Origin of the sequence: Binatus sp. (SeqCode) (assembly GCF_035272065.1) — a bacterium.
Taxonomy (GTDB): domain Bacteria; phylum Desulfobacterota; class Binatia; order Binatales; family Binataceae; genus Binatus.
Genome location: NZ_DATEQZ010000051.1, coordinates 54,718 through 78,704 on the forward strand (window position 1 = coordinate 54,718; position 23,987 = coordinate 78,704).

The 23,987-nt window shown below is 61.7% G+C and carries 27 protein-coding genes; 16 read left to right on the forward strand and 11 right to left on the reverse strand.

Annotation, left to right across the window (positions count from 1 at the left end):
* Positions 1–12 precede the first annotated feature (12 nt).
* Positions 13–1,554 carry a cupin domain-containing protein gene (locus tag VJX68_RS09120; protein WP_324095369.1) on the reverse strand — a complete coding sequence of 514 codons (1,542 nt, stop codon included), beginning with the start codon at positions 1,552–1,554 and terminating at the stop codon, positions 13–15.
* On the reverse strand, positions 1,547–2,131 hold the full coding sequence (locus VJX68_RS09125) for an RNA polymerase sigma factor (protein WP_324095370.1): 585 nt from the start codon (positions 2,129–2,131) through the stop codon (positions 1,547–1,549). Before VJX68_RS09125 ends, VJX68_RS09120 begins: the two co-directional genes overlap by 8 nt.
* 502 nt (positions 2,132–2,633) lie before the next feature.
* On the opposite strand from VJX68_RS09125, the gene VJX68_RS09130 reads away from it, so the two are divergent.
* The 7 genes from VJX68_RS09130 to VJX68_RS09160 all read left to right on the forward strand — a co-directional run bounded on the left by VJX68_RS09130 (position 2,634) and on the right by VJX68_RS09160 (position 9,211).
* Positions 2,634–3,155 carry a sterol desaturase family protein gene (locus VJX68_RS09130; RefSeq protein WP_324095371.1) on the forward strand — a complete coding sequence of 174 codons (522 nt, stop codon included), beginning with the start codon at positions 2,634–2,636 and terminating at the stop codon, positions 3,153–3,155.
* A 69-nt stretch (positions 3,156–3,224) separates the two neighbouring features.
* Positions 3,225–3,902, forward strand: coding sequence for a PadR family transcriptional regulator (locus VJX68_RS09135; RefSeq protein WP_324095372.1), 678 nt, complete (start codon positions 3,225–3,227; stop codon positions 3,900–3,902).
* 30 nt (positions 3,903–3,932) lie between these two features.
* The gene (locus VJX68_RS09140) at positions 3,933–4,661 is read left to right on the forward strand and encodes an ABC transporter ATP-binding protein (RefSeq protein ID WP_324095373.1); all 729 of its coding nucleotides are present in this window, start codon (positions 3,933–3,935) and stop codon (positions 4,659–4,661) included.
* A gap of 73 nt (positions 4,662–4,734) precedes the next feature.
* A complete protein-coding gene (locus VJX68_RS09145; protein WP_324095374.1) occupies positions 4,735–5,874 on the forward strand; it encodes an ABC transporter permease in 1,140 nt (379 codons plus the stop codon).
* Position 5,875: 1 nt separating this feature from the next.
* The gene (locus VJX68_RS09150; protein WP_324095375.1) at positions 5,876–7,039 is read left to right on the forward strand and encodes an ABC transporter permease; all 1,164 of its coding nucleotides are present in this window, start codon (positions 5,876–5,878) and stop codon (positions 7,037–7,039) included.
* Between the two features lie 2 nt (positions 7,040–7,041).
* Entirely contained in the window at positions 7,042–8,250 is a 1,209-nt protein-coding gene (locus tag VJX68_RS09155) for an efflux RND transporter periplasmic adaptor subunit (RefSeq protein WP_324095376.1), read from the forward strand.
* A 229-nt stretch (positions 8,251–8,479) separates the two neighbouring features.
* Positions 8,480–9,211 (forward strand): alpha/beta fold hydrolase, encoded by a 732-nt coding sequence (locus VJX68_RS09160; protein WP_324095377.1) that lies wholly within the window; start codon positions 8,480–8,482, stop codon positions 9,209–9,211.
* Between the two features lie 73 nt (positions 9,212–9,284).
* On the opposite strand, the gene VJX68_RS09165 is transcribed toward VJX68_RS09160, so the two are convergent.
* Positions 9,285–10,433 (reverse strand): acyl-CoA dehydrogenase family protein, encoded by a 1,149-nt coding sequence (locus VJX68_RS09165; RefSeq protein WP_324095378.1) that lies wholly within the window; start codon positions 10,431–10,433, stop codon positions 9,285–9,287.
* A 139-nt stretch (positions 10,434–10,572) separates the two neighbouring features.
* Here VJX68_RS09165 and nadA point away from each other — a divergent pair, with 139 nt between their 5' ends.
* The 6 genes from nadA (at position 10,573) to VJX68_RS09195 (ending at position 16,304) form a co-directional block, all read left to right on the forward strand.
* Positions 10,573–11,586 (forward strand): quinolinate synthase NadA, encoded by a 1,014-nt coding sequence (gene nadA, locus VJX68_RS09170; protein WP_324095379.1) that lies wholly within the window; start codon positions 10,573–10,575, stop codon positions 11,584–11,586.
* Positions 11,587–11,657: 71 nt separating this feature from the next.
* Entirely contained in the window at positions 11,658–12,296 is a 639-nt protein-coding gene (locus tag VJX68_RS09175) for an NUDIX hydrolase (protein ID WP_324095380.1), read from the forward strand.
* A 21-nt stretch (positions 12,297–12,317) separates the two neighbouring features.
* Complete coding sequence (locus tag VJX68_RS09180; protein WP_324095381.1) at positions 12,318–12,740, forward strand: CYCXC family (seleno)protein; 423 nt, start codon at positions 12,318–12,320, stop codon at positions 12,738–12,740.
* A gap of 2 nt (positions 12,741–12,742) precedes the next feature.
* The gene (locus tag VJX68_RS09185; RefSeq protein ID WP_324095382.1) at positions 12,743–13,372 is read left to right on the forward strand and encodes a DedA family protein; all 630 of its coding nucleotides are present in this window, start codon (positions 12,743–12,745) and stop codon (positions 13,370–13,372) included.
* A gap of 30 nt (positions 13,373–13,402) precedes the next feature.
* A complete protein-coding gene (locus VJX68_RS09190; protein WP_324095383.1) occupies positions 13,403–14,911 on the forward strand; it encodes a sensor histidine kinase in 1,509 nt (502 codons plus the stop codon).
* Positions 14,883–16,304, forward strand: coding sequence for a sigma-54-dependent transcriptional regulator (locus tag VJX68_RS09195; RefSeq protein ID WP_324095384.1), 1,422 nt, complete (start codon positions 14,883–14,885; stop codon positions 16,302–16,304). Before VJX68_RS09190 ends, VJX68_RS09195 begins: the two co-directional genes overlap by 29 nt.
* A gap of 64 nt (positions 16,305–16,368) precedes the next feature.
* Here the strand turns inward: VJX68_RS09195 and VJX68_RS09200 are convergent, their stop codons facing one another.
* Positions 16,369–16,701 carry a gamma-glutamylcyclotransferase family protein gene (locus VJX68_RS09200; protein ID WP_324095385.1) on the reverse strand — a complete coding sequence of 111 codons (333 nt, stop codon included), beginning with the start codon at positions 16,699–16,701 and terminating at the stop codon, positions 16,369–16,371.
* Positions 16,702–16,938: 237 nt separating this feature from the next.
* On the opposite strand from VJX68_RS09200, the gene VJX68_RS09205 reads away from it, so the two are divergent.
* Both VJX68_RS09205 and VJX68_RS09210 read left to right on the forward strand, forming a co-directional pair.
* Entirely contained in the window at positions 16,939–17,292 is a 354-nt protein-coding gene (locus tag VJX68_RS09205; RefSeq protein ID WP_324095386.1) for a hypothetical protein, read from the forward strand.
* 498 nt (positions 17,293–17,790) lie between these two features.
* Positions 17,791–18,231: a helix-turn-helix domain-containing protein gene (locus VJX68_RS09210; protein WP_324095387.1), complete on the forward strand. Its 441-nt coding sequence runs from the start codon at positions 17,791–17,793 to the stop codon at positions 18,229–18,231.
* Between the two features lie 13 nt (positions 18,232–18,244).
* Here VJX68_RS09210 and VJX68_RS09215 read toward each other — a convergent pair whose 3' ends face one another.
* A complete protein-coding gene (locus VJX68_RS09215; RefSeq protein WP_324095388.1) occupies positions 18,245–18,451 on the reverse strand; it encodes a hypothetical protein in 207 nt (68 codons plus the stop codon).
* A 5-nt stretch (positions 18,452–18,456) separates the two neighbouring features.
* Here VJX68_RS09215 and VJX68_RS09220 point away from each other — a divergent pair, with 5 nt between their 5' ends.
* Positions 18,457–18,720 carry a hypothetical protein gene (locus tag VJX68_RS09220; protein WP_324095389.1) on the forward strand — a complete coding sequence of 88 codons (264 nt, stop codon included), beginning with the start codon at positions 18,457–18,459 and terminating at the stop codon, positions 18,718–18,720.
* An 8-nt stretch (positions 18,721–18,728) separates the two neighbouring features.
* On the opposite strand, the gene tyrS is transcribed toward VJX68_RS09220, so the two are convergent.
* The 6 genes from tyrS to cutA form a co-directional block, all read right to left on the reverse strand.
* Positions 18,729–19,913: a tyrosine--tRNA ligase gene (tyrS, locus tag VJX68_RS09225; protein ID WP_324095390.1), complete on the reverse strand. Its 1,185-nt coding sequence runs from the start codon at positions 19,911–19,913 to the stop codon at positions 18,729–18,731.
* Between the two features lie 113 nt (positions 19,914–20,026).
* Entirely contained in the window at positions 20,027–20,515 is a 489-nt protein-coding gene (locus tag VJX68_RS09230) for a hypothetical protein (RefSeq protein ID WP_324095392.1), read from the reverse strand.
* A gap of 243 nt (positions 20,516–20,758) precedes the next feature.
* The gene (gene pth, locus VJX68_RS09235) at positions 20,759–21,442 is read right to left on the reverse strand and encodes an aminoacyl-tRNA hydrolase (RefSeq protein ID WP_324095393.1); all 684 of its coding nucleotides are present in this window, start codon (positions 21,440–21,442) and stop codon (positions 20,759–20,761) included.
* A 12-nt stretch (positions 21,443–21,454) separates the two neighbouring features.
* Positions 21,455–22,540 carry a histidinol-phosphate transaminase gene (hisC, locus tag VJX68_RS09240; protein WP_324095395.1) on the reverse strand — a complete coding sequence of 362 codons (1,086 nt, stop codon included), beginning with the start codon at positions 22,538–22,540 and terminating at the stop codon, positions 21,455–21,457.
* Positions 22,541–22,547: 7 nt separating this feature from the next.
* Complete coding sequence (locus VJX68_RS09245; RefSeq protein ID WP_324095396.1) at positions 22,548–23,591, reverse strand: Gfo/Idh/MocA family protein; 1,044 nt, start codon at positions 23,589–23,591, stop codon at positions 22,548–22,550.
* On the reverse strand, positions 23,588–23,986 hold the full coding sequence (gene cutA / locus VJX68_RS09250) for a divalent-cation tolerance protein CutA (RefSeq protein WP_324095397.1): 399 nt from the start codon (positions 23,984–23,986) through the stop codon (positions 23,588–23,590). Before cutA ends, VJX68_RS09245 begins: the two co-directional genes overlap by 4 nt.
* Position 23,987: the final 1 nt, after the last annotated feature.

The following is a 23,987-nucleotide window of genomic DNA, read 5'->3' on the forward strand; positions in this document are numbered from 1 at the left end:
TCTCCCTTATCGCTAGTTCGAATTCTTCGGCGGCAGATCCTTCAACGGCGTTCCAACCCACCAAACGTGACCATACGGATCCTCGATTCCGCCGCACCGGTCGCCCCAGTCCCTGTCTTCAACCTTCTCGACTACTTTCGCGCCCGCCTCGAGCGCGCGCCTGAAGACCTCGTCCACGTCCGCGACATAAATGTACAGATGCACCGGCGAGCCGCCGTACGATCGCGGCGTGCGCGACAAGCCCTGCGTATCATTCTGCTTCACGTCCGCCGACGTGGGATCCGACAGCATGACCGTCGTGTCGCCCATCTTGAGCATCGCATGGCTCACGATCCCGCTCGGCTCCTCGTCGCGCATCAACACCGTCGCGCCAAACACGCTCTTGTAAAATTCCACCGCACTCGCCGCGCCCGCAATGTAAAGGAACGGCATGATGCTCCGCGAAACGCCTGCGACGGCCGCGCTAACTTCTTTTTCCTCGACGCGAGGATCGTCCGCCATCGAAATTTCGCTCGTCTCGATCGGCGTCCCGTACAACATCGACACCGATTTCTCCGCGTTCTGCCGATGCCACAATCCTTGCGGACAGACGAACGCCTCGCCCGCACTCAGCTTGCGCGTCACCGACCCGTTGTCAGTCAGCACCGTCAGATCGAGCTCTCCGTCGAGCGCCAGCAGCAGCTCGTCGCCGTCAGGATGCCGCTCCCAAGGCGTCAGCCCCGTATAGCTCATCACGCCAATCGTCAGATTTCCTATCTTCGCGATGTGGCGCACCGCCGCATCGGCTTTTGCCTCGGTCGTTTCCGCCGTGATATTGAGATGCGGCACCTCGCGCAGCGCGGCGCGCAGGTCGTGCTCCTGGAGCTTCGCTGCGGTTCCCCTGCGCACCGGCCTCCTTGCGACGCGCTCGTTCTTCGGCCGCGGATCCTTCGCGTCCGAGCCTTCGGTGCGCTCGCTTGGTGTCAGGTAAACCGCCGACACGAACGGCCGCGGTGTCAGCTGATGCCACAGTCCTTCGGGGCAGACAAACACCGACCCCGCATGAATCGTCGATTTCATCGGCCCGCCGTCGGTCAACGTGACGACGTCGGTCTCCCCGTCCATCACGTAGATCATCTCGTCGCCGCCAAAATGGCGCTCCCAATGCGTACGCCGGTTGCCGCGCGAGACGATCAGAGTGTGCTCGTTCATCGAGTCGAGGAATCGCATCGACATGTCGGGCAAATCACTGAGTGCAGCGCGCAAATCATGCACGATAAATTTCGGCTGCGCGGCCAATTCCTTGAGCCGCTCTTCGATATCCGCCTCCGTGAACAGCGGCTTTCCTCCAGCCGGCGTCCGCGGCGGTGTCGACGATCCGATCTCTTTCGATTGCGCGGCCAGCTCCGCCTTGAGGCGACTCTTGAAGTCGGCTCGCGGTAAATCCCTCAACTCGCCCGCGATCCGCAAAATCGCCGCCAGCCGCGGGTCCGAAGTCGGGATCGGCGCGTTCGGCTTGGCCACGAGAGCCTCCACCGCAAGGTCCAGTTGTTCGATCAATTTCCCCTTAGCCATTCGTATCACCCAACCGCACCCGCAAATTCTGCATCGCGCGGAATTGAAGCTGCTTGATACTGCCCTCGGTGCGTCCGAGCGCGGCCGCGATTTCCCGAATCGATTTATCCTCCGCAAACCGCATCGCGATAACCCGCGACTGATCCCGCGGCAGCCGCTCGACCAGCCTGAACAACCGCCCCTGCCGCTCCGCCTCTTCAAAGCCTGCCGCGACACCAACGCGGTCATCTGTTTCCTGAAAAAGAGCCTCGCGCTCATGAGCACGGCGCTTGGCGATGCTCTTCGATCGATCGGCTATCTCGTTGGAAGCAATCTTGAAAAGCCAGGCAGCAAAAGGCACCCCGCGCCATTCAAACCGCGTCAGATTCTTAAGCGCGAGATGAAAAACATCAGCAGTAAGATCCTGAGCGTCGTCCCGATCCCGCACCCGCCGCACGACATAAGCATAAACCCGCTCAAAGTTGGCTTCATACAACTCCCCAAACCGCCCCGGCTCGCGCTGCGCCGCAACAATCAGATCTCGCTCCGCCGAGTAGTCGGCGGCGTCTGAAGCCATGGATGCGTCCCGCCCCTTCATCCCACCCTCCGACGCATTGGCGTGGCTGATCTCGCGCCCAGCAGATCGCGCGTATAGGGATACAGATCGCGGGGACACATCAGCCTCTATCTACAGAAACCCCGATATCCCGAAAAGGTTACGGTGCTCCTAGCCGCTCCTTTTCCGAGGAGAGGTTAGGTGGACGAACCTGCATCTTTCTTAACACTGGGTGCAGGGGTCACCCCTGCCGAAGGATGCGTGAAACCCACCGCGGGTTTCACATTGAATCACGTGGATGATGCTTTCCTCTCTGTTTCTCGCAGGCCTTGCGGCTATTGTGTTTCCGTGCCGGATCGGATCGAACGGAATAAGCGGCTTCAGCATGGCTTTGATGTTCTCCGCGGGCAACAGTGCGCGATTGCGCTCGATCTCGCCGACTGCCCACTCGCACTTTAGTCGTCCGTCAAGTGCCCGAATGACGCCGATGCAAGCTGATCGCTGCGTTGCTTACGGGTGCGCAACCGACCTACGATCAGGGTCGATGCTTGTCGATGTGTTGGTGTTCGTGGCGGGGCTGTTCGCACGGACGATTGTCGAGTACGTCATCCATGGCCTGCTCGGGCATGCGTATCGCACGTTAGTGACGCCGCTGCACGACGTGCACCATCGCGATCCTCGGGCGGTGTTTGCGTTGGGCGCGTGGATTCCGACGGCGCTCGTGCTGGCCGGCGCGCTCGCGTGGTTCGGTTTGGCGTCGGGCGTGATCTTCTATGGCGGAATCGTTAGCGGATTCGCCGTGTATGAGTACGTGCATTATCGAATTCATTTCGCGAAGCCCTCGGGCGCGGTTGAAGCGCGTCTGCGCGCGCGGCATTTGGCGCATCATATGAGTGAGCCGGATGCGATTTTCGGGGTCACGACGCGAATTTGGGATGTCGTATTCGGCACAGAGCCTGAGCCGGAGCGGATGCGCGAGCTGGCGGCCGGCGTGGCGCGGGTCGCTCCGCTTTCTGGTTCGAGCAATCTTGGGCGAGTGATCCGCAGGCGGATCGCGGCACCCTGATTCGTTCAACGCTTCTTGACTCATAGCTCAAGTCGAGCTATTGGCTCGATAGGTATGCATGAGGTGTCGTTGGCATCGTTGAATGGATATCGCTCCGGGGCGCAGTTGTTTCCGGCGAAGTCGGTGCTGGAATTCGACAAGACGCCGCCGCGAATGGACGTGAAGTTTCCGATCCTCGGATTTTTGATGGAGGCGGAGGCGACCGGCTACGACCTGAAGCAGCGGTTTCAGGACCCGGTCGGGTTCTTTTATAGAGTAAGCGATGGATCGATATATCCTGCACTGAAAAAACTGGCGCGCGACGGGCTGGTGAGGCTGCGCACTGAGCGCCGCGGGCGCCGCGCGCGCAAGGTTTATGCGATCACGCCGCGCGGCCGGGCGCATTTCATGCGGATGCTGCGCGAGCCGGCGCAGCCGCTGTTCGTGTTCGACGAGTCGCAGGTGAAAATTTATTTTGCGGACCAGGAGCCGGAGATTGCGCTCGAGCATCTGGAGCGATCGCGGCGCGACGATGAAGCGCGCACCGCGATTTTGACCGAGATGGTCGCCGAGATGCGCCGCGCGGGCGCGAGCCCGGTGCGAAGAATGGTGGTGGAGCTCGGCTGCGAGATCACGGGAGCCAAGGCGCGCGTGCTGGCAAGGCTTTGCTCGCAATTAAGGCGTGAAATACAAGTGAAGCGGCGCGTTGGATCGCGGCTTAAACCATCCCGCATCGCCGCGGTCGCCACCGGCGCGGCGGGGAAATGACCCGGAATCGGGTTCAAAGGACAGGTTGTCATGGACGAAAAGTACGCAATCGATCTCGAGCACGTGACCCGAATCTACAAGCGCGACGAGTTCGAGGTCCGCGCGCTCGATGACGTGACCGTGCAGATTCCGGCCGGGCGCTTCGTCGCGATCATGGGGCCGTCGGGGTCGGGCAAGACCACGATGCTTAACCTGATCGCGGGAATCGATCACGCGAGCAGCGGACGGGTCGCGGTTGGTGGCGAGGAAATCACGGGGATGAAAGAGCGCGACCTTGCGGGATGGCGCGCGCGGCATATCGGGCTGGTGTTCCAATTCTACAACCTGATTCCGGTGCTGACGGCATTTGAAAACGTCGAGTTGCCGCTCTTGTTGACGAGCCTAAACAAGGCCGAGCGGCGGGAGCATGTCGAGACGGCGCTCAAAGTCGTTGGTCTGGCGGACAGAATGGACCATTATCCGCGGCAGTTGTCGGGCGGGCAGGAGCAGCGGGTTGCGATTGCGCGCGCGATCGTGGCGGACCCAACGATCATTGTGGCAGACGAGCCGACGGGAGATCTCGATGCGAAGTCGGCCGAGGAAATTTTGGGGTTGCTGGTGGATATGAATCGGCAGTTTCACAAGACGATTGTGATGGTCACGCATGATCCGCGGGCTGAGCGGTATGTGGATACGGTTTATCGGCTAGACAAGGGCGTTTTGGCGGGAGTTGAGCCGGGGAAGAGAGGTGCGCCCGCGGAGGCGGCCGCGCATGGGTAGGACTAGGATACCTAAACCCTAACCCCTTCCCGCGCGGGAAGGGGAACAGAGTTGTTGTGCCCGGGGGCTAGCGATGAAGTATACGGCGCTGGTTTTTAAGAATTTGATTCGGAGCAAGCGGCGCACTTTTTTGACGGTGCTGTCGATTGCGGTGTCGCTGTTTATTTTTTCGGCGCTAGTCAGCATTCCCACCGTGGCCAATCAGATTCTTGGCAACACGGCGTCGTCGACGCGGATTGCCACGCATAACAAGGCCGGGCTGGCTTACTCGATCCCGGTCGCCTACAAGCAGCGGATCCTCGCAGTACCGCATGTCGAAGTGGTGGTGCCGGAGAGCTGGTTCGGCGGCGTGTACCACGAAGTTTACGATCAGTTTCCCAACCTGGCGGCCGATCCCGAGCAGGTCGACCAGATGTGGCCCGACTGGGGAATCAGCAAGGAGCAGTTCGCTCAGTTCAAAAAAATCCGCACCGCGTGCCTGGTGGGCGGCGATACGATGAAGCGATTCCATCTGCATATCGGGCAGCAGATCCAACTCAAAGGCACGCTCTACCCGTTCAACGTGACGCTGCAAATCGTGGGCACGATTGGCGGCAAAGCGCCGCCGGATTTCCTGCTGTTCCGGCGCGACTACCTGGAAGAGGCGGCCGGGCGTCCCGGGATCGTCGATAACATCTGGGTCAAGGTCGACAAGCCGGGGAATGTGCCGCAAGTGATCGCTGCGATTGATGAAGGCTTTGCCAACTCGTCGGCGGAGACGATCTCGGAGTCCGAGGCGGCATTTATCGGCAGCTTCATGGAGCAGTACCGCACGTTTTTCAGGATGGCCGAAGTTCTCGGTTTTATCGTGGTGCTGACGATAGGGCTGGTGGCGGCCAATACGGCGGCGATGTCGATACGCGAGCGGCGCGGCGAGATCGCGGTGATGCGCTCGATGGGATTTCCGTCGCGGACGATTTTGTCGTTGCTGCTGGCTGAGTCGATCCTGATTGGACTTATAGGCGGGGTTATCGGGTGCGGCTCGGCGTACATCGTGCTGAAGGCATTCTCGGTCGGCAACATGGGCGGACCGCTCGGAGCGATCCGGATGCCGCCGGTGATCCTGGCCGAGACGCTGGTGGTGGCGGCGTTGATTGGGCTGTTCAGTGCGATGGTGCCGGCGAGTTCGGCGGCGCGGAGGAATATTGTTGATGCGCTGAGGACGGTTGCGTGAGATGGCGATTCCGCTGAAATACAATGTGCGCTCGCTGCTGGTGCGGCGGGTATCAACGGCGATGACCGGTGGCGGAATAGCGCTGGTGGTGTGCGTGTTCGTGATCGTGATGGCGCTCGTGGCGGGGCTTAATTCGGCGATTTCGGATACTGGGGATCCGGACAATGTGATCGTGCTGCGCAAAGGGGCTACCACTGAGACCTATTCAGCTATACAGCTCGATCAGTTCGATGCGATGAAATTTCTGCCGCAGATTCGGCGCGAGCCTGACGGCACAGTTGACGCGTCGCCGGAGCTGCCGGTGCAGGCGTTGATGGAACGCGTCGGCGGCGGGCGGGACAATATAGTGGTGCGCGGAGTTCTGCCGATCGCGCTGAAAGTACATCCGAAGGTGAAGATTATCGAAGGGCGGATGTTCAACCCTTCGGTCAACGAAGTGGTTGTCGGCAAGGGCCTGCAGGGGCATTACGAGAATATGCAGCTCGGCTCGACGCTCCGGTTCGGGCGCGGCAACTGGAAGGTGGTTGGGATTATGGCGGCGGACGGCGGGTCGTTCGAGTCCGAGGTGTGGGGCGATATTCATAACGTGCAGGACGACGCGCAGCGCGGCGCGTACTATGCCGACGTGCGGCTCAAGCTGGCGCCGGGAGCGGACACCGACGCACTGATTCGGCGGCTGGCGGACGATCCGCGAATCAATCTGCAGGCAGAGACCGAGGCCGACTACTACAGGGACCAGGCGGTGGTCGCCAACCAGATGCGGGTGCTCGGGATGATCGTCGCGGTGATCATGGCGGTGGGCGCAATTTTCGGCGCGATGAATACTATGTACGCGGCGGTGTCGTCGCGCACCACTGAAATCGGCACGTTGCGCGCGCTCGGCTTTGCACCGATGGCGGTGATGACGTCGTTCCTGCTCGAGTCGCTGGTGCTGGCGCTGGCGGCGGGCGTGATCGGAATAATCCTCGCGCTGCCGATCAACGGGCTGTCGACGACGTTCGGCAATTTTGTCACGTTCTCGACGCTGGCGTTCAGCTTCCGCGTCACGTTTGCAATCGTGATCGAGGCGCTGATTTTCGCCGCTGTGATGGGTGTGGTCGGGGGCTGGCTGCCGGCGCGGCAGGCGATGAAAATGCCGGTAGTAGACGCGCTGAGGAGCGTTTGACCTTGTCCACCGAGGCACCAAGAGGACCGAATATTCGCGAGCTCGAGTCGTTGCGGATTGCGCGCACCGGGCAGCCGAAGAAGCCGAGCCGGCTGATCCCGGCGGTGATCGCGCTCGCGATTCTCGCCGTGCTCGGCGTGGCGGGATACGTCGTTTACCAGCGGACGCTTGGCCGCCCGCCGGAAGTACAGACCGCGATCGTTAGCGTCAAGCAGGCGGGACAGGCGGGCACCGTGCTGACGGGCAGCGGATATATCGTCACGCAGCACAAGTATATCGTGATCGGCACCAAGATTCTCGGGCAGATCGTCGCGGAGCCGATCGAGGAAGGGCAGCGGGTCAAGGTCGGCGACCTGCTGGCGCGAATCGACGATCGCGATTACCAGGCGCAGCTGAAGCAGGCTTACGCGGATCGCGATTTGGCTGCAGCCAACCTGGTGCTGAAGCGGGCGCGCGCGGATCGCATCCGGGAGCTCTACAAGGAGGGCGTGCAATCGAAGGACTCGCTCGACGACGCGGAGAACCAGCTCGCGGTGGCGGTGGCGAACCTCAAGAAGTCGGATGGCGAGATTGAATTCGCGAAGTTCAACGTGAGCCAGACGGTGATCACGTCGCCAATCAACGGTGTGGTGCTGCAGAAGTACCGCGAACTGGGCGACACGATTAACTTCGGCGGCGAAATCCAGGCTGGCGGCGGCGCCACGGATATCGCGCAGCTGGCGGACCTGAGCGATCTGCGCTGCGAAGTCGATATCAACGAAAGCGATATCGCGAAGGTCAAGATGGGCACGCCGGCGACGGTGATCCCGGATGCGTATCCAGACAATCCGTTCCCGGCGCAGGTGGTGAAAATTTATCCCGAGGCCGACCGGCAGAAAGGCACCGTGAAAGTCGAAGTGAAAATCCTGCAGCCGGATCTCAAGATTATCAAGCCGGAAATGAGCGCCAAGGTCACGTTCCAATCGATCATGACGCAGACGGCGGCGGCGCCGATGGTGCTGGTGCCGAAGAAGGCGATCATGACGGAAGGCGGTGCGAGTTCGGTGTGGGTCGTGCGCGGCGACACGGCTCATCTGGTGCCGATCACGGTGGGACGCGAGTTCCAGGATGGGGTCGAGGTCAAGCAGGGACTGAGCGGCGGCGAGATGGTGATAGTGGTGCCGGCGGCGACGTTGAAGGAAGGGCAGGAAGTTACGGCGGTCGCGAGTTAGGGGAAGGGTAAATCTCTTGATCTAATGTGAAACCCGCGGTGGGTTTCACGCTTCCTTCGGCAGGGGTGACCCCTGCACCCGGCATCAAGAGAAGATGGGGGCAGAGTTTACCCTGAGCGCAGCGAAGAATCCCGGATTTTGGTGCGCGACTCCGCACTGTTTCAGGGGTTCTTCGCTGCGCTCAGAATGACACGGAGCGCTGGCGAGGGAATTGGATAGGAGGGAGAAAATGGCCGAGACGTTTGTTTTGGTGCACGGCGCGTGGCATGGGGCGTGGTGTTGGGCGGCGGTTATCAATCAACTCGAGAAGCTGGGCGATAGGGCGTATGCGGTTGATTTGCCGGGGCATGGGATGAACCGGGCGGATCGCTCGAAGGTGATGCTTGAGAGTTACGTCAACAGCGTTGCGGACTTTATCGAACGGCACGATCTGAGGAACGTGGTGCTTGCGGGGCATAGTCTAGGCGGGCTTACGATTCCGGGAGTCGCGGCGAAAATTCCGGCGCGGATAAAGCGCGTGGTGTGGGTCACGGCGCTGGTGGCGATCGACGGGCAGCCCATCGTGGATCAGGCGACATCGCCGCTCGCGGCGGCGGCGGAGACGCTGGCGGAGCGATCAATTCCAATCGAGATGATGGGCAAGGAATTTCTCGATGGGCTAAGCAACGACATGGCGCCGGCGTTGAGAGATTACGTGCTGTCGGCGGTGGGGCCGCAACCGATCGGGCCGATGATCGCGGCGGTGCCGATGGCGCCCTACTTCGCCACCGGAATTCCGAGCAGCTATATCGTTTGCGAGGACGATCAGACGCCGGTGGCGGGCGCGCCGAATTGGCATCCGCATTTTTCGAGCAGACTCAGGAATCCGACACTCAAGTTCGTTAAGAGCGGGCATGAGGTAATGTTTACGCATCCGCTGGAATGCGCGCGGGCGTTGCATGAGTTGGCGCGCGGAGAATGATGCGGGCAGTGTGCTCGATGCGAAGAACCTAACCCCTTACCCCTTCCCCTGGTGGAAGGGGAACAAGAAAAAATTAGATCCGATACCTCGCTAGGAGGCCGCGGGCTATTACCAGGGCCTGAATTTCGTTGGTGCCTTCGCCAATCATCATCAGGGGGGCGTCGCGGTAGAATCTTTCGACCGGGAAATCGGCCATGAAGCCGTAGCCGCCCAGCACACGCATCGCGTCCAGCGAGATTTTTGCGCAGGCTTCGGAGGCGAAGAGCTTGGCCATCCCGGCCTCTACGTCGCATCGTTCGTTTGCGTCTTTTTTGCGGGCGGCGTTGGCGACCAGCAGGCGCGCGGCTTCGACTCGGGTGGCCATATCGGCGAGGAGCAGTTGGACCGCTTGATGCTGGCAGATGGGTTTGCCGAAGGCGGTGCGTTGCTGCGAGTAGAGGATTGCGGTTTCGAAAGCGGCCTGCCCTACTCCGACTGCGCGCGCGGCTACGTTGATTCGTCCGACTTCGAGCGCACTCATCACTTGTTTGAAACCGGCGCCTTCGGCTCCGCCAATCAGATTCGCGGCGGGGACCGCGACGTCTTCGAATAGAACTTCGCAGGTGTCGATACCTTTGTAGCCGAGCTTGTCGAGATTGCGGCTGATGATCGGGCCACGGTCGCTCTTCTCGACGGCGAACATGCTGATGCCGGCGTAGGCGGGATCGGCGTGAGAATCCGTCTTCGCGGCGACGGCGAGCATCGTGCCGTTGCGCGCGTTGGTGATGAACATCTTGGAGCCGGACAGGATGTAGTCGTCGCCGCGGCGGACGGCTGTCGTACGAATCGATTGTACGTCGCTGCCGGCGTGCGGCTCGGTGAGCGCGAGGCCGCCACGCTTGTCGCCGCGGGCCATCGCGGGCAGGAAATATTTTTTTTGCGCGTTGGTGCCGTGATTGGCGATGACGTAGGCCATGATGAGATGGCTGTTGATGACGCCGGCGAGGCTCATCCATCCGCGCGCCAGCTCTTCCATCACGCGCGCGTAAGTAGTGAAGCTGAGGCCGAGGCCGCCGAGGTCGGCCGGGATGGTGGCGCCGAACAGGCCTAGCTCGCGCATCGTGGCGACCATCGCATGCGGGTACTCGTCGCGATGCTCGAGGGCTGAGGCGTTGGGGATGACATCGCGATCGACGAAGCGGCGGACGGCGGCGACGATCTCGCGCTCCAATACTTCATCCATTGCTTTAACTCCTGAAAAGGCTGCGCGCGGGCGCAATTTTCACTGGATTTATCAGAGCGCGAAACGGGTTGCATAGCGGGCGGCGGCGGTTTAGAGTAAGTGTCAGATTGACGCAAAGTAGCAAGCGAAGAGGATTCAAGTGGACGAATCTGCAGAGGTGGCGATTGGCGCGAGTGAGTTGCGCGACAAGTTGGCGGTGCTCGGCAACGACAGCTACACGGCTGAGACCTGCGAGCGCTATGCGGAGATGATCGCGGAGATCAAGGAGCTGAAGAAGGCGCGGCGCGCAGTGGTGCTGGCGCATAACTACCAGCGGCCGGAAATTTTCGAGGTCGCGGACTTTATCGGCGACTCGCTTGAGCTGGCGCGCAACGCTCGCGACGTGCGGAACGCGGACGTGATCGTGTTTTGCGGCGTGCATTTCATGGCGGAGACGGCCAAGGTCTTCAACCCCGAGCGCAAGGTGCTGTTGCCCGACCTGAAGGCGGAATGCTCGCTGGCGGACAGCGTGACGGCAGAGGCGCTGGCGGAGCGGAAAGAAGAACTGCTGAAGATTTATCCCGACCTGAAGGTGGTGTCGTACGTGAATTGCACGGCGGACGTAAAGGCGCTGTCGGACGCGTGTTGCACATCGGCGAATGCGGCGAAGATTGTCGAGCGGATCGACTCGGAAAATATTTTGTTCGTGCCTGATCAGAATCTCGCGAACTACGTGCAGGGGCAGACGCGCAAACGGGTGATTTCGTGGGACGGCAACTGCTACGTGCACCATCAGATAACTCCGGACGAGGTGAACAAGGTCAAGCGCGCGCTCCCCGGGATCAAGGTGATTGCGCATCCGGAGTGCCGTCGCGACGTGCTCGCGATTGCGGACGCGGTGCTATCGACGAGCGCGATGCTCGGCTACGCGCGCAGCAGCGCCGCGGACAAATTTCTGGTGGTGACGGAATGCGGGCTGTCGGATCGGCTGCTGATGGAGATTCCGGACAAGCATTTTTACAAAGCGTGCAAGCTATGCCGGTTCATGAAGATGATCACGCTGGAGGGGACGCTCGATTCGCTACGCCACCTGCGCTACGAAATCGAACTTACCGAGGACGTGCGCGTGGGCGCGAAGCGGGCGCTGGAGCGCATGCTCGAGTTGAGCGTCTGAGCGCGAATCCACAGAGCGTCGCGCGGGGGTCAGCGCGCGAGTCAGAGCGCGGCGAACGGCTGGCGCGGCCGATGGTCGCGGTCGACACGGTGCTGTTCGCGATCCGGGACGGGCGCTTGCAGACGTACCTGGTCGAATTGCGGCGCGGGCCGGGGCGCGGGCGGTGGGCGTTTCCGGGCGGGCTGGTGCGAGTTGGCGAGTTGCTTGACGACGCGGCGCGGCGCGAGCTCTATGATTCGACGGGACTGCGTGGCGCTTACCTTGAGCAACTGTTCACGTTTGGCGATCCGTCGCGCGACCCGCGGGCGCACGTGGTGTCGGTCGCGTACATGGCACTGATTCCGGAGGCGGATGCGGTGGACGCGGCGTCGGAGAAATACGCGAACGGCAAATGGTACGAAGTCACCCGGCTGCCGCAACTGGCGTACGATCATTCGCAGATGGCGGCATATGCGGTGAAGCGGCTGAAGTCGAAGCTGGAGTATACGAATATCGCGTACGCGTTGCTGCCCCGGGAATTCACGTTCGCCGAGTTCGAGGAGCTGTACTCGCTGATTCTCGGGCGTCCGCTCGATCGACGGAACTTCCGGCGCAGCATTCTGGCGATGGGGATGCTGAAACGGCTGCCGCATACGCGCCGCGGACCGCATCGGCCGGCCGCTCTATACAGTTTCGCGACTCAAAGCCTAAGGTTCATCGAGATGCTATAATTTCGGGCCGCGGAGTGACTCATGTTCAAGGGCATCAAAGGAATTGTCGCATTGACGGCTGCCGCGATTTTGGTGGTGGCGATTGCATACGGCGGATACATGTCGAGCAACTCGCAGTCGTCGGACGGGCAGTTGGCGGCGGCCGGCGATGCGGGCGCGCGATTGCGGATAACGCTCGACCCGCGGAATTTTCAGGGCAATGTGCGCGAGGCTTACGAGGTAGCAGAGAAGGATCCCGCGCTGCTGGCGCAACTGCATTGCTACTGCGGATGCGACAAGAGCGACGGGCACAAGAACCTGCTCGATTGCTTCCGTGACACGCACGGCAGCACTTGTGCGATTTGCTGCGGCGAGGCACGCGACGCGGAGTCGATGGCCAGCCGCGGAATGGCGATCGAACAAATCCGCGACGCACTGCGGGCGCGCTACTCGCACGGGAGCTGAGCTTGGTCGGGCTGATCTCCGCGTACATCGAACACTTCACGTACCTTGGATTGTTCGTCGTGCTGATGATGTGCGGACTTGGATTGCCGATTCCCGAAGACGTGGCGCTGCTGGCGGGCGGCTATCTGGTACATCGCGGGATCACGCGCTATCCGATCACGCTGGTGGTGTCGCTGCTGGGCGTGGTCGCAGGTGACAACTCGCTGTTCTTCATGGGGCGGCACTTCGGCTCGGGACTGGTGCGCTACTTCTCGATCGGGCGGCCCGGCCGCAAGCATCAGATCGAGCGCATCGAGGGCTTCATGCAGCGCCATGGGCATCGCGCGATCTTCTACGCGAGATTCCTGGCCGGTCTGCGCGCGCTGGTCTATTTGTCAGCGGGATCTTTCGGCGTGCGCCCCGCCATATTTCTGTTCTACGATCTGCTCGGAGCGCTGATATCGGTGCCGATCGTCGTGACGCTCGGATATGTTTTCGGCAAGCAGCTCGAGTTGCTGGTGAAATATATTGGCGGCTTCGAGCGGCTGATCGTGGTCGTGGCGATCCTGAGCGTGCTGGTCTACGCGACCCGGCTGCTGGTGATACGCAAGGCCAACGAGCCGGAAGCCAAGAGCGAATCGGCGGAATTGTAAGGTGGCCGCGGGCGGACTGCGCACCCCCCTATGGCGAAAATGGAATCATACTTTCCCGCGCTGAACCTCAAGGCGAAGCTGATCGTGCTGATGGTCGGGCTGCTCGGGCTGACGTTGGGCGCGGAGGTGTGGGTGAGCCTGGGCACGCAGGCGGCCATCGTAGCGACCACGCAGGAGAAGGTCAAGGACCTGGCGCGAGTGATTCAGATCGGCGTGCAGGAATTGACGGCGGTGCGCGATACCGATCGCGATCAACTGCACAACTACGTGAACGACCTGCATACGCAGGGACTCGAAGTATCGATCGCGTCGAGCGAAAATCTGATAGTCAACAGCTCGGATCCGCATCTGATCGGCGCGGCGCTGCGGCCCAAGCAAGCCGAATGGCTGACGCCCGAGCAACTTAAGCATCCCAATGCGCTGGTGACGATTCCGCCGGGCAAGCTCGGGCTGGCGCCCGAGACGACGGTTTACCTGATTCCGGTCGAGGTCGAGGACCATCTGCTCGGCTACGTGCAGGTGGTGGCGAATTTCGGCGACTTCGCGCAGCCGCTGGAGGAAAGCCGGACGCGCGAGCTGATGATCGCGTTTGCGATTTTCGCGATCGGGCTGGTGTTCGCCTACATTCTCGCCGATCGATACGTGAAGCCGATTCATGCGGTCGCGGACGCGGCGCAGAATATCGCGGCGCGCGGCCTGGAGCCGGTGCCGGAGGCGCATCGGCGCGACGAGATTGGATTGCTGACGCGCAGTTTCAACGACATGGTCGGGCAACTGCGGCATGCGCGCGAGCGCGAGCAGGAACTGAACCGGCTCGAACGGTTCACGGCGCTGGGGCAGCTGGCCGGCGGTCTGGCACATGAAATCAAGAATCCGCTGAACTTCATCAGCCTAGCGCTCGACCAGCTCCGCGCGCGCTACGCGCCGCAGCAGCCCAACGATCGCGAGGCGTTTCTGCGTCAGCTCGGAATCATGAAGGACGAGATGCACCGGCTGTCGGAGCTGGTGCAGAGCTTTCTACATTACGGCAAGCCGATCGAAATATTCCCGGCGCCGACCGACGTGCATCAACTGGTCGATGAAGTCGTGGCGCTGTCGGAATCGAAGATGAAGAGCCAGGGAATCGAGCTGGTCGAGGAATGCAACGAGGCATCGACGATTCTCAACGTGGACGCGGAAAAACTGCGCACCTGCTTTATCAACGTGGTCGCCAACGCCATCCAGGCGATGCCCGAAGGCGGCACGATGCGAATCGCGTTTCGGCGCGTGGACGGCTCGATGGTGATTTCATTCTCGGACACGGGCGCGGGGATCGAAGCGGAAGTCGTGAATCACGTGTTCGAGCCGTTCTTCACCACCAAGCGCGAGGGAATCGGGCTCGGGCTGTTTCTGTCGAGGGCGATTGTCGAGACGCATGGGGGTACAATCGACATCGGAGCGAACGCGGACGGACCCGGGACCACGTTGACTTTCACCTTCCCGCCCAGCGCGGTAGTAAACGGACACAAACATGACGCAGGCCTCAGTACTGGTCGTTGAAGACAACGACCTCGAACGACAAATAACCGCGGACACCTTGCGCGAAGAGGGCTTCGCCGTCGAAGAGGCGGCGGTCGGAAAGCGCGCGATCGAGCTGCTGGCACTGTCGCGTTTCGACGTCGTGCTGACGGACCTGATGATGCCAGGGATGTCGGGCGAGGAGCTGCTCGCGAAGGTGCGCGGCACGTATCCCGGCAGCCAGGTGGTGGTGTTGACGGCGCACGGATCGACCGACAGCGTCGTGCAGGCGATGAAGGCGGGTGCGTTCGACTACCTGGAAAAGCCGACGGATCGCGAGAAGCTGGTGACGCGCGTCGCCAAGGCGGCGGAGTTCGCGAATCTGCAGCAGGAAAATCAACTGCTGAAGCGGCGGCTCGAGGGCACGTTCGAGATCGAGGGCATCATCGGGCAGGATCCTGCAATCCAGGAAGTGATCCGGCTGGTGCGGCGCGTCGCGCCGTCGAACTCGACGGTGCTGATCCAGGGCGAGAGCGGGACCGGCAAGGAAATCGTGGCGAAAGCGATTCATCGGCTGTCGCCGCGCGCGGCGCGGCCGTTCGTCGCGATCAACTGCTCGGCGATTCCCGAGAACCTCATCGAGAACGAGTTGTTCGGGCATGAGCGGGGCGCGTTCACGGGCGCCAACGAGCGCAAAATCGGGCTGTTCGAGAGCGCGGACAAGTCGACGCTGTTTCTCGACGAGATCGCGGACCTGCCGCAGGGAATGCAGGCGAAGATTCTGCGCGTGCTGCAGGAGAAAGAACTGCGGCGCGTCGGCGGCAACGAATCATTTCGCATCGACGTGCGGCTGGTCGCGGCGAGCAATCGCAATATCGCGGAGGAAGTCGGCGAGGGGCGCTTCCGCGAAGATTTGTATTATCGCATCAACGTCGTGACGGTCACGCTGCCGCCGTTGCGCGAGCGGCGTGGCGATATTCCGCTGCTGGCGAACCATGCACTCGCGAAATTCGGGCATCTGGCGGAAGGACGCGTGAAGGAGATCGGGCGCGAGGCAATGGCAGTGATCCTCGACTACTCGTGGCCGGGCAACGTGCGCCAGCTCGAGTCCGCGATCGAGCGCGCGATCCTGCTATGCGAAGGCGACACGATCACGCCGCGCGATCTGCCGGAGGAAGTCCTGTCGCGCAAGAAACCGGGGCGCAGCGGCGAGCGTCAGCGCGGGGACAAGTACGAGATTCCGAGCGAGGGCTTCAATTTCGAGACGTTCGAGCGCGACGCGATTCTGCAAGCGCTCGAGCGCAACGACTGGGTGATCGCGAAGGCGGCCAAAATGCTCGCGATGAGTTATCGGACGCTGCAATACAGGATCGACAAGTTCGGACTGAAGCGCGGAGAACAGCCCAAGCCACCGCCAGCAGAAGTTAAGGGTTAACAAATCCACTTGATTTAATGTGAAACCCGCGATGGGTTTCACGAGATGCGGGACTTCGTCCCCGTTAGTCTTTTGCCCAGTCAGTCGGCAGATAAGTCCAGCATTCGATTTTGCGGTTGTCGGCGGTGAGCACTTCGACGCGCTCGCGGGTGTAGAGCGCCGGCACTTCTTCGTATTTGTCGAGGAGCGCCAGGTCGCGCGCGCTTAGGCCTTCGAGGATTGCGCCGTGGGTGACGGTGTCAGATTGTCTCGCGACGAAGTAGTAGCGCTTTTTTCCGCGCGCGTAGTTGGGGAGGCGTGCCGGGCTGGCGTCGATGGGGCGGCCCAGCAGGCGCAGGCGCTCGGCGGGATTCATCAGAGAACCGTAGACGAAGAGCATCTGGTTGTCGTTGTCCATGCGGTCGCCCGAAGAACCTAACCCCTAACGCCTTCTCATGTGAATAGTGGCGCCCGTGTTGCCGGAGGTGTTTTCGTATGTTAGCTCCATACGAGGCTTGAGGTATCGATGATGACGCTGAGGACTCTTCCAACGCGCGCGGCCGTTGGGCTGATCGCGCTGTTCGTTGTTGGATGCTCAACAATGAAAAGTGGGACGTTAGGTCCCGGTATGACGCCCCAGCAGACGGTACAGTCGATGGGGGAGCCCGATCTGAAAGACAGTGTCGCGGATCCAAATCACACCGGAGCCAGCGTGACGCGATACGTCTGGCTGGAACCGGGTAAGGCCGCAATCTTCGGCACTGACAATCGTTTAGCGACCGTCCAGGACGTCGAGGCCTCCACCGGCACCAAGCAGCAAGTCGAGCAGCAAGCTCCTGCCCAGGCAGCGACCGCTGAGCCGCCCCAGCCGTTCGATCCGATTGAGACGCCGCTCAACTATCTGTTCTATCCAGCCAAGGCCGCCACGATCTATTTCGGCGCCGGCCTCAGTTGCGCCACCGGCGGCGGTTGCGAGAAGCCGCAACTTCCCCCGCCGTCAGCGGGTTAGGCTGAAACTCCACGAATCGGAGCGACGCGGCGACCGATTGCCGGACCGTCCGAAAATCGCGAAGCACCTTTCCGTGCTGGCCCTCGACGGTCATTGAGTAACGTAAACGGTAAGATTTGGCGTGTTTTGCCAACTTGTAGTGTCAATAGCAGAGTCAAATTGCTATCGCCAAACTAAACTCGCTGTCGTTCTTTTAATTCTTGTTGCGCGGAGAGCTGTCGCTGTAGACTTTATGTCGATGAATATGAGACTGTTGGTCGCGGCACAGAAACCTGAACCAACGCTCAGACGTGTATATGGTGGGTGCAAGAGATTCTGAAACTGGGGCCGCAGCCGGTCGCAACGAAACTTGGCATATGAAAGAAGCCGGCACGAGAACCGGAGGAATTGTGAGGAACCGATTCTGGCACTTCCCCATCGATCGGCCAGAGTTTTCACATCTGACCGGTAAGATACACTGCGCAAAACTCTGAAGGGCAATACTGGCGGAATCGAACTATGAAAAAAAAGGAAACTCTCGGTCAGGTCCTCAAACAGCGGCGAGGTGCGTACGCCTACACGCAGCGTGAACTCGCAAAAAAACTGGGCGTCAAGGCGAGCCACATCGCATATCTCGAAAACGGGCGGCGCCGCCCTTCCCTGTCGCTGCTCTCGCGAATCTCGGACACGCTCGAGCTCGACAAGAAGCGGCTGTTCCTGCTGGCGCATCCGGAAGCACAGTGGATCATCGGCGAGCGCGCCGAGACCTCGCCCAACAAGCGGCGCGAGGACGCATGGCGGAAGTTTGCGGGCGATCGCGGGATGCTGGCGCGTCACAAGGTGACGGCTCGCGAACTCAAGGTCCTGAAAAACGTGAACATGCTCGGACGCGTGTCGGCGCCTAATCAGTTCCTGTTCATATTGAACGCGATCCGTCAGGCCGTCGAAGAAGAAGAGTAGCCGAACTCGCGCTTCAACTGCCCGTGGGCGGCAGCAGGCAGAGTCCTTTCACGAATTCGCTGCGCGCCACCATCGGGTCGCCAACCGTTTGGTTGCAGGCGGTCATCTTTTCTAACAGGGCGGGCGCCGCATCCTTCTTCCCGCCGGGTGCGGGGGTCACCGCTGCCAACCCGTTGAGGACGCGCATCCGATGGTTTAGGCTCAGGTGATGGAAGTGCATTTTCGATGAAGATCGATATCGACCTTAAGTCCGGTTTTCTGCAGAACCTCAAGCGCGAAGTGCTGGACTCGCTCAACACCGAAGAACGCGCGATCATCGAGGTCTCGACCGGCGAGATGGGCAACAAGCCCGACGCGGTCAAGCTCGGATGGCTCAAGATGCGGACCAAGGAAACGTGGACCAAGCAGCGCTACACCAAGGCGCTCGGGCGCACGATGGAAAAGTTGCGCGAGGCGGTCGCGCTGGCGGAGAAGAATAAAAGCAACTAGCGCGCGCGTCAGGGCTCGATGCGCGCGACCCGGCGCTTGCCCACTTCAAGCACCTTGTGCTCCCCCGGCACGAAACGAAAATTCACGTCGGTGATTGTGCGGCCATCCACCCGCACCGCCCCTTGGCTCACGAGGCGGCGAGCCTCGCTGGTCGAGGGCGTGAACTGCAACTGCTTGATCAGCTCGCAAATCCACAGATCCTCGGCGATTCGATAGACCTGCGCGCTGGCGGGGACTTCGCGGCGCTGGTGCTTGCTCTCGAAATATTCCTCTGCTCGAGTCGCCGCGGGCGCGCCGTGGTATTCGGTGACGAGCGTGCGGGCGAGGCGCTTCTTCGCTTCCATCGGATGTAATCCACCCGACCTCACTGCCGCGATCTCCTCTGATGTGGCAGTCGTGAGCAGCTCGTAGTATCGCACCATCAGTCGATCGGGCACCGACATCAGCTTGCCGTACATGTCCTCGGGCTTGTCGGTGAGGCCGACGTAGTTGCCGTATGACTTGGACATTTTGCGCACGCCGTCGAGACCCTCGAGCAACGGCATCGTCATCACCGCTTGCGGCGCCTGTCCGAAATGCCGCTGCAGCTCACGGCCAACCAGCATGTTGAATTTCTGATCGGTGCCGCCAATCTCGAGGTCCGCTTGCAGCGCGACCGAATCGTAGCCCTGGATCACGGGATAGAGCAGCTCGTGCAGGAACAAAGGCTCCTCGGCGGCGAGCCGTTTCTCGAAGTCGTCGCGCTCGAGCAGACGGGCGACGCTCACCTTCGCCGCAATCTCGATCAGGCGGCGCACGCCCAATTCATTCATCCATTCGCTGTTGAAGCGGACCTCGGTCAAATCGCGATCGAGAATCTTGAAGGCCTGCGCGCGATAGGTTTCGGCGTTGCGCTCGATCTGGTCGCGCGACAGGGGCTTGCGCGCCTCGTTGCGTCCGGTGGGATCCCCGATCATGGCGGTAAAGTCGCCGACCAGGAAAATTACGGTGTGGCCCGCATTCTGAAAGTCGCGCATTTTCTTGAGCGTCAGGCTGTGACCGAGATGCAAATCGGGCGCGGTCGGATCCATCCCCAGCTTGATCCTGAGCGGCCGTCCTAGCGCAATTTTGGCCGCCAGCTCCGCCGGGGAAATAACCTCGGTGGCGCCGCGCGCGAGCGCCGCCGCCTGCTCATTCGCCTGATTTTCGTTCACGTTCCGCTTCGTCAATTCCGTTCGCCGGCGTTCCAGTGGCTCTCAAGCGTACAGGAATTTTGACGGCGCGGAATACCCCGCGCGGCACTGCTATCGGACTGGACGCGCGCGCCTCATCCGCGATTCGCCGCCTGGCTGCCGTGAAGGTGCGCCCGCTTGCGCACGGTCTTCAACGGGCGGCCTTCGCGCGCGGTCTTCACTTGGCGGCCGGGGATCATGCCCAGCTTGCGCAGCCCCCGTTTTACAACGCCGAGCGCGCGCTCGTGGATCATGCCGACGTCGCGCAATCTGAACTCGCGGTCGGGGAACTCGAGTCCGCCGGCCTTGCACGCGTGGGAGAAGGTCCGGCGATGCACGCCGAAGCAGGTCGGTCCGTAGATTTCGCCGAGCAGCCACAGGGCGAGGTCGTCGAGGCCTCGCATGGACCATCCGATACATTGGCAATCGTCGAGTGCGTTGGCGGCGATCGTGCACGCATCCGCCGGTAACTCGTCGGCCACCAACCGTCTCGTTCTTCCGCTGTAAAGCAGTTCGCGCAGACGGAAATAAAAGCGCAGAGCTTCTTCCGCGCTCCTGAAGCGGGTCTTGTTTTCCTCAGACATGGCAGCCCTTCTTCCTGGGTGAGAATTATGAGACCGCACGCAGCGTGTGGCCGGCTGGGGCTAACCCAAACTCCTCTCGCGTCTGCACGAACAGCGCAGCCATCGGAGCGGGACGCGACCTTTACCCGCCCAACGCGACAAAGCCTCCAATGTTTTGATGCTGTAGCGCGGGACTTGCGGATTTGTCAACAGAATGATTGGTTTTTAGAACAATCTGTTACAGACGATGTCGCTCAGCATAGTCTAGCCGCGTTGATTGTAACGATTCATCGCGGCTTCGAGTCCATGTTCCGCGATCGCCTCGACAGCGCCCGCCGCGCGCTCGATAATCGGCGCGAGCGCTTTTCTTTCGGCGGCGGTCATCGGACGCAGCAGGTAGTCCTTGTTCTCTTCAGTTTTCGGCTGCCGGCCGGGTTCCATCTCGACGGTAAAACCAGGCGGCCGCCCGATTCCGATCCTGACTCGAATGAAGTCTGTTGTTCCAAGCGACTCCGCAATCGAGCGAACGCCGCGGTTGCCGGCGTCACCGCCGCCCTGCTTGATCCTGATGCGCCCCGCTTCGAGATCGAGCTCGTCATGCAGCACGATTAGTTGCTGCGGCGCGATTTTGAAATAACCAAGCAAGTCCGAAACACACGCGCCGCTGAGATTGTAGAAGGTCTGGGGTTTGACGAGGAGCGCGGGCTTGCCGGCCAGGGTCGTTTCGGCGGTGACGCCTTTGAATCGGCGGCGGCCCAGCTCGACGCCTTTCGCTTTTGCGATTCGATCGATTGTCATGAAGCCGGTGTTGTGGCGCGAGCGGGAGTAGTCCTCGCCAGGATTTCCCAGGCCGGCAACGACCCATTGGATGGTTGGGCGCGATTCGGATTCAGAATTCTTTCCGCGGGACGAACGAAAACTTCCGAACAGACGCCTGATCGCCGCCATCGGTTCAACCGCTCATGCGCGAACGCGGCGCTTCGCTTTCGGCGGAATTGCGCGGACCCACCGCGCGAGTGCTCTGAACAGCGCGTCCATCTCGGCCGGAGTTCCAATCGATATTCGGAGAGCGTCCTGGAGCAGCGGCGTCGCGAAATGACGGACCAGGATACCCGCGCGGCGCAGACCGCGCATGACGGGCGCCATGTCGCGTCCCGGCATCCGCGCCAGCACGAAATTCGCCTGCGATGGCGGCACCTCGAAGCCGAGCTTGCGCAGGCGCGACTCGGTCGCAATGCGCGTCCGGATTACTTTGGCGACATTGCGGCGCATCCAGGACGCGTCGCGCAGCGCCTCCGCCCCCGCGGCGAGCGCGACCCGGCTCAAGTTGTACGAATCTTTGACCTTCATCAGCGCGTCGATCACCGACGCATGCGCAAAGCACAGGCCGAGCCGCATCCCGGCCAGCGAATAGGACTTCGACAGCGTGCGCAGAACGACGACGTTGCGATAGCGCCGCACCAGGCCGAGCGCATTCTCGTCTGCGAAGTCCACGTAGGCTTCGTCGATCACGAGCAAACGGCCGTCGAGGCGTCTCGCTAGCGCGCTGAGTTTGCGAGCGGGAGTCAGCGTGCCCGACGGCGAATTCGGACTGCATACGATCGTGAGATTGGCGCGCGCATCGGCCAGCGCGTCGAGCGGCAGCGCGAAATCGGCACCGAGCGGGCAGTGGAGGATCCGCGCCTCCTGCACGAGAGCCAGCGTGTCGTAGAGCGAATACGTCGGCACCGGATACGCGACGGTGTCGCCGCTACCGAGCGTCGCGCGAAACACCATCGCGAGCAGCTCGTCCGAGCCGTTGCCCGCGATGATCATGCTTTGTGGGATCGAGTAGATTTTCGCGGCGCTCGCCACGAATTCATCGGCACGCGGCGCCGGGTACAGGCGCAGCGCCGAACCGGCCATCGCTTTCGCAACCGCGCGGCGGACGCGCGGCGACGGCGGATACGGATTCTCATTGGTGTTGAGCTTGATCAGGCGCTGGCCGGGACGCGGCTGCTCGCCGGGCCGATACGGCGCCATGCTTTTGATCGATTCGCGAAACATGTCTGAATTATGAATCGAGCGGCAGCTTGATTCGACTGCCGGTTCGCGACGAACGATAGCAAGCCTCGACCGCCTCGACCGCACGCAGTCCGTCGTTCCCGTCGGGTGAAGGTTTCGCGCGGCCTTGAATTGCGCCGATGAAGTTTGCGGCGAGCGCGCGAGACGGCGCGAGCAGATCGCGCGGATCGAAACGACTCATCACGTCCTCGCGCGAGAACCCGGGCGCCGGACTGCCGTCGTCCCTCAGAATCGAGATGTCGTTGCGCGGATACCCCGCCATCACCCTGCCCTTGGTCCCGTAAATCTCGATCGCCGACAGGGGCGGCATGCTGCTCCAACTCGCCTCGACCACGCCGATCGCGCCCGACTTGAAGTGCAAGATCATAGCGCCCGTATCGTCGACATCGATCTGTTTCGCGAGGACGCCCACCTGTCCCGAGACGGAATCGATCTCGCCCATGAACCAGATGGCGAGATCGGCGACGTGAACGCCAAGATCGAGCATCGCGCCGCCGCCCGCTTCCAAAGCCGTCATGAACCACTTCTGCCCCGGCGCCCACAGGTCGGGACCGCCGTGCGAAAGCCGTGCGCGAATGAAATTGGGCTTGCCGATCGCTCCGCTGGCGAGGGCCTCCTTGATCGCGCGCTCGATTCCGCCGAAGCGCCGCTGCATCGCGACCATCAGCACGCGCCGAGCTTTCGCGGCCGAATCGACCATCGCACGCGCGGCGGCGGCGGTGGGAGCCATCGGCTTTTCCACGAGCACGTGCGCGCCCGCGCTGAGAGCCTTGACTGCGAACTCGCAATGCAAATGGTTCGGCGTGAAGACTCCGACCGCGTCGGGACGCGCGGGCGCCGGCATTTGATCGAAATCGGAATAGACTTTCGGCCGGCTCGCGTCGTCCGGCCAAAGCGCCCCTGCTACGTGCTCGGCCTTCTCTATGGTGCGGCTCTGTAGCGCGATGATTTGCGCGTCGGCGACACTCCGCAGCGCGGGAATATGCGCGCGTTCAGCAATCGCACCGGCGCCGGCAATCGCAATCCTGATCATCGTGAGCGTCCGCGATGACCGGCAGCGGGTTTCGATAGACCTTGGTCCGCGTGTCCGCGGAGCGGGCCGGTCGAGTCGAGCATCCATTGAATGTACGGAGGCGAGCCGCGATCGGCGTTCAGCGCCAGGACCTCGGGCACCTCGTAGGTATGCATCTCGCGCACACGCGTTTCCACTTTCATATAAAGCAGTGCGCGAGTTTTGATGATCAGCAGATACTCGCGATCGTCTTCGACGCCGCCGCGCCACCGGTACATGGAGCGAACCGGTCCGACGATGTTGACGCATGCCGCCAGCCTTTCGCCGACGAGAGCGCGCGCGATCGCGACGGCCTGCTCTTCGCTCCCGGTGGTCACGAATATCACCCGCATCTTGTGAGGGGTTCGCGCCGGCATC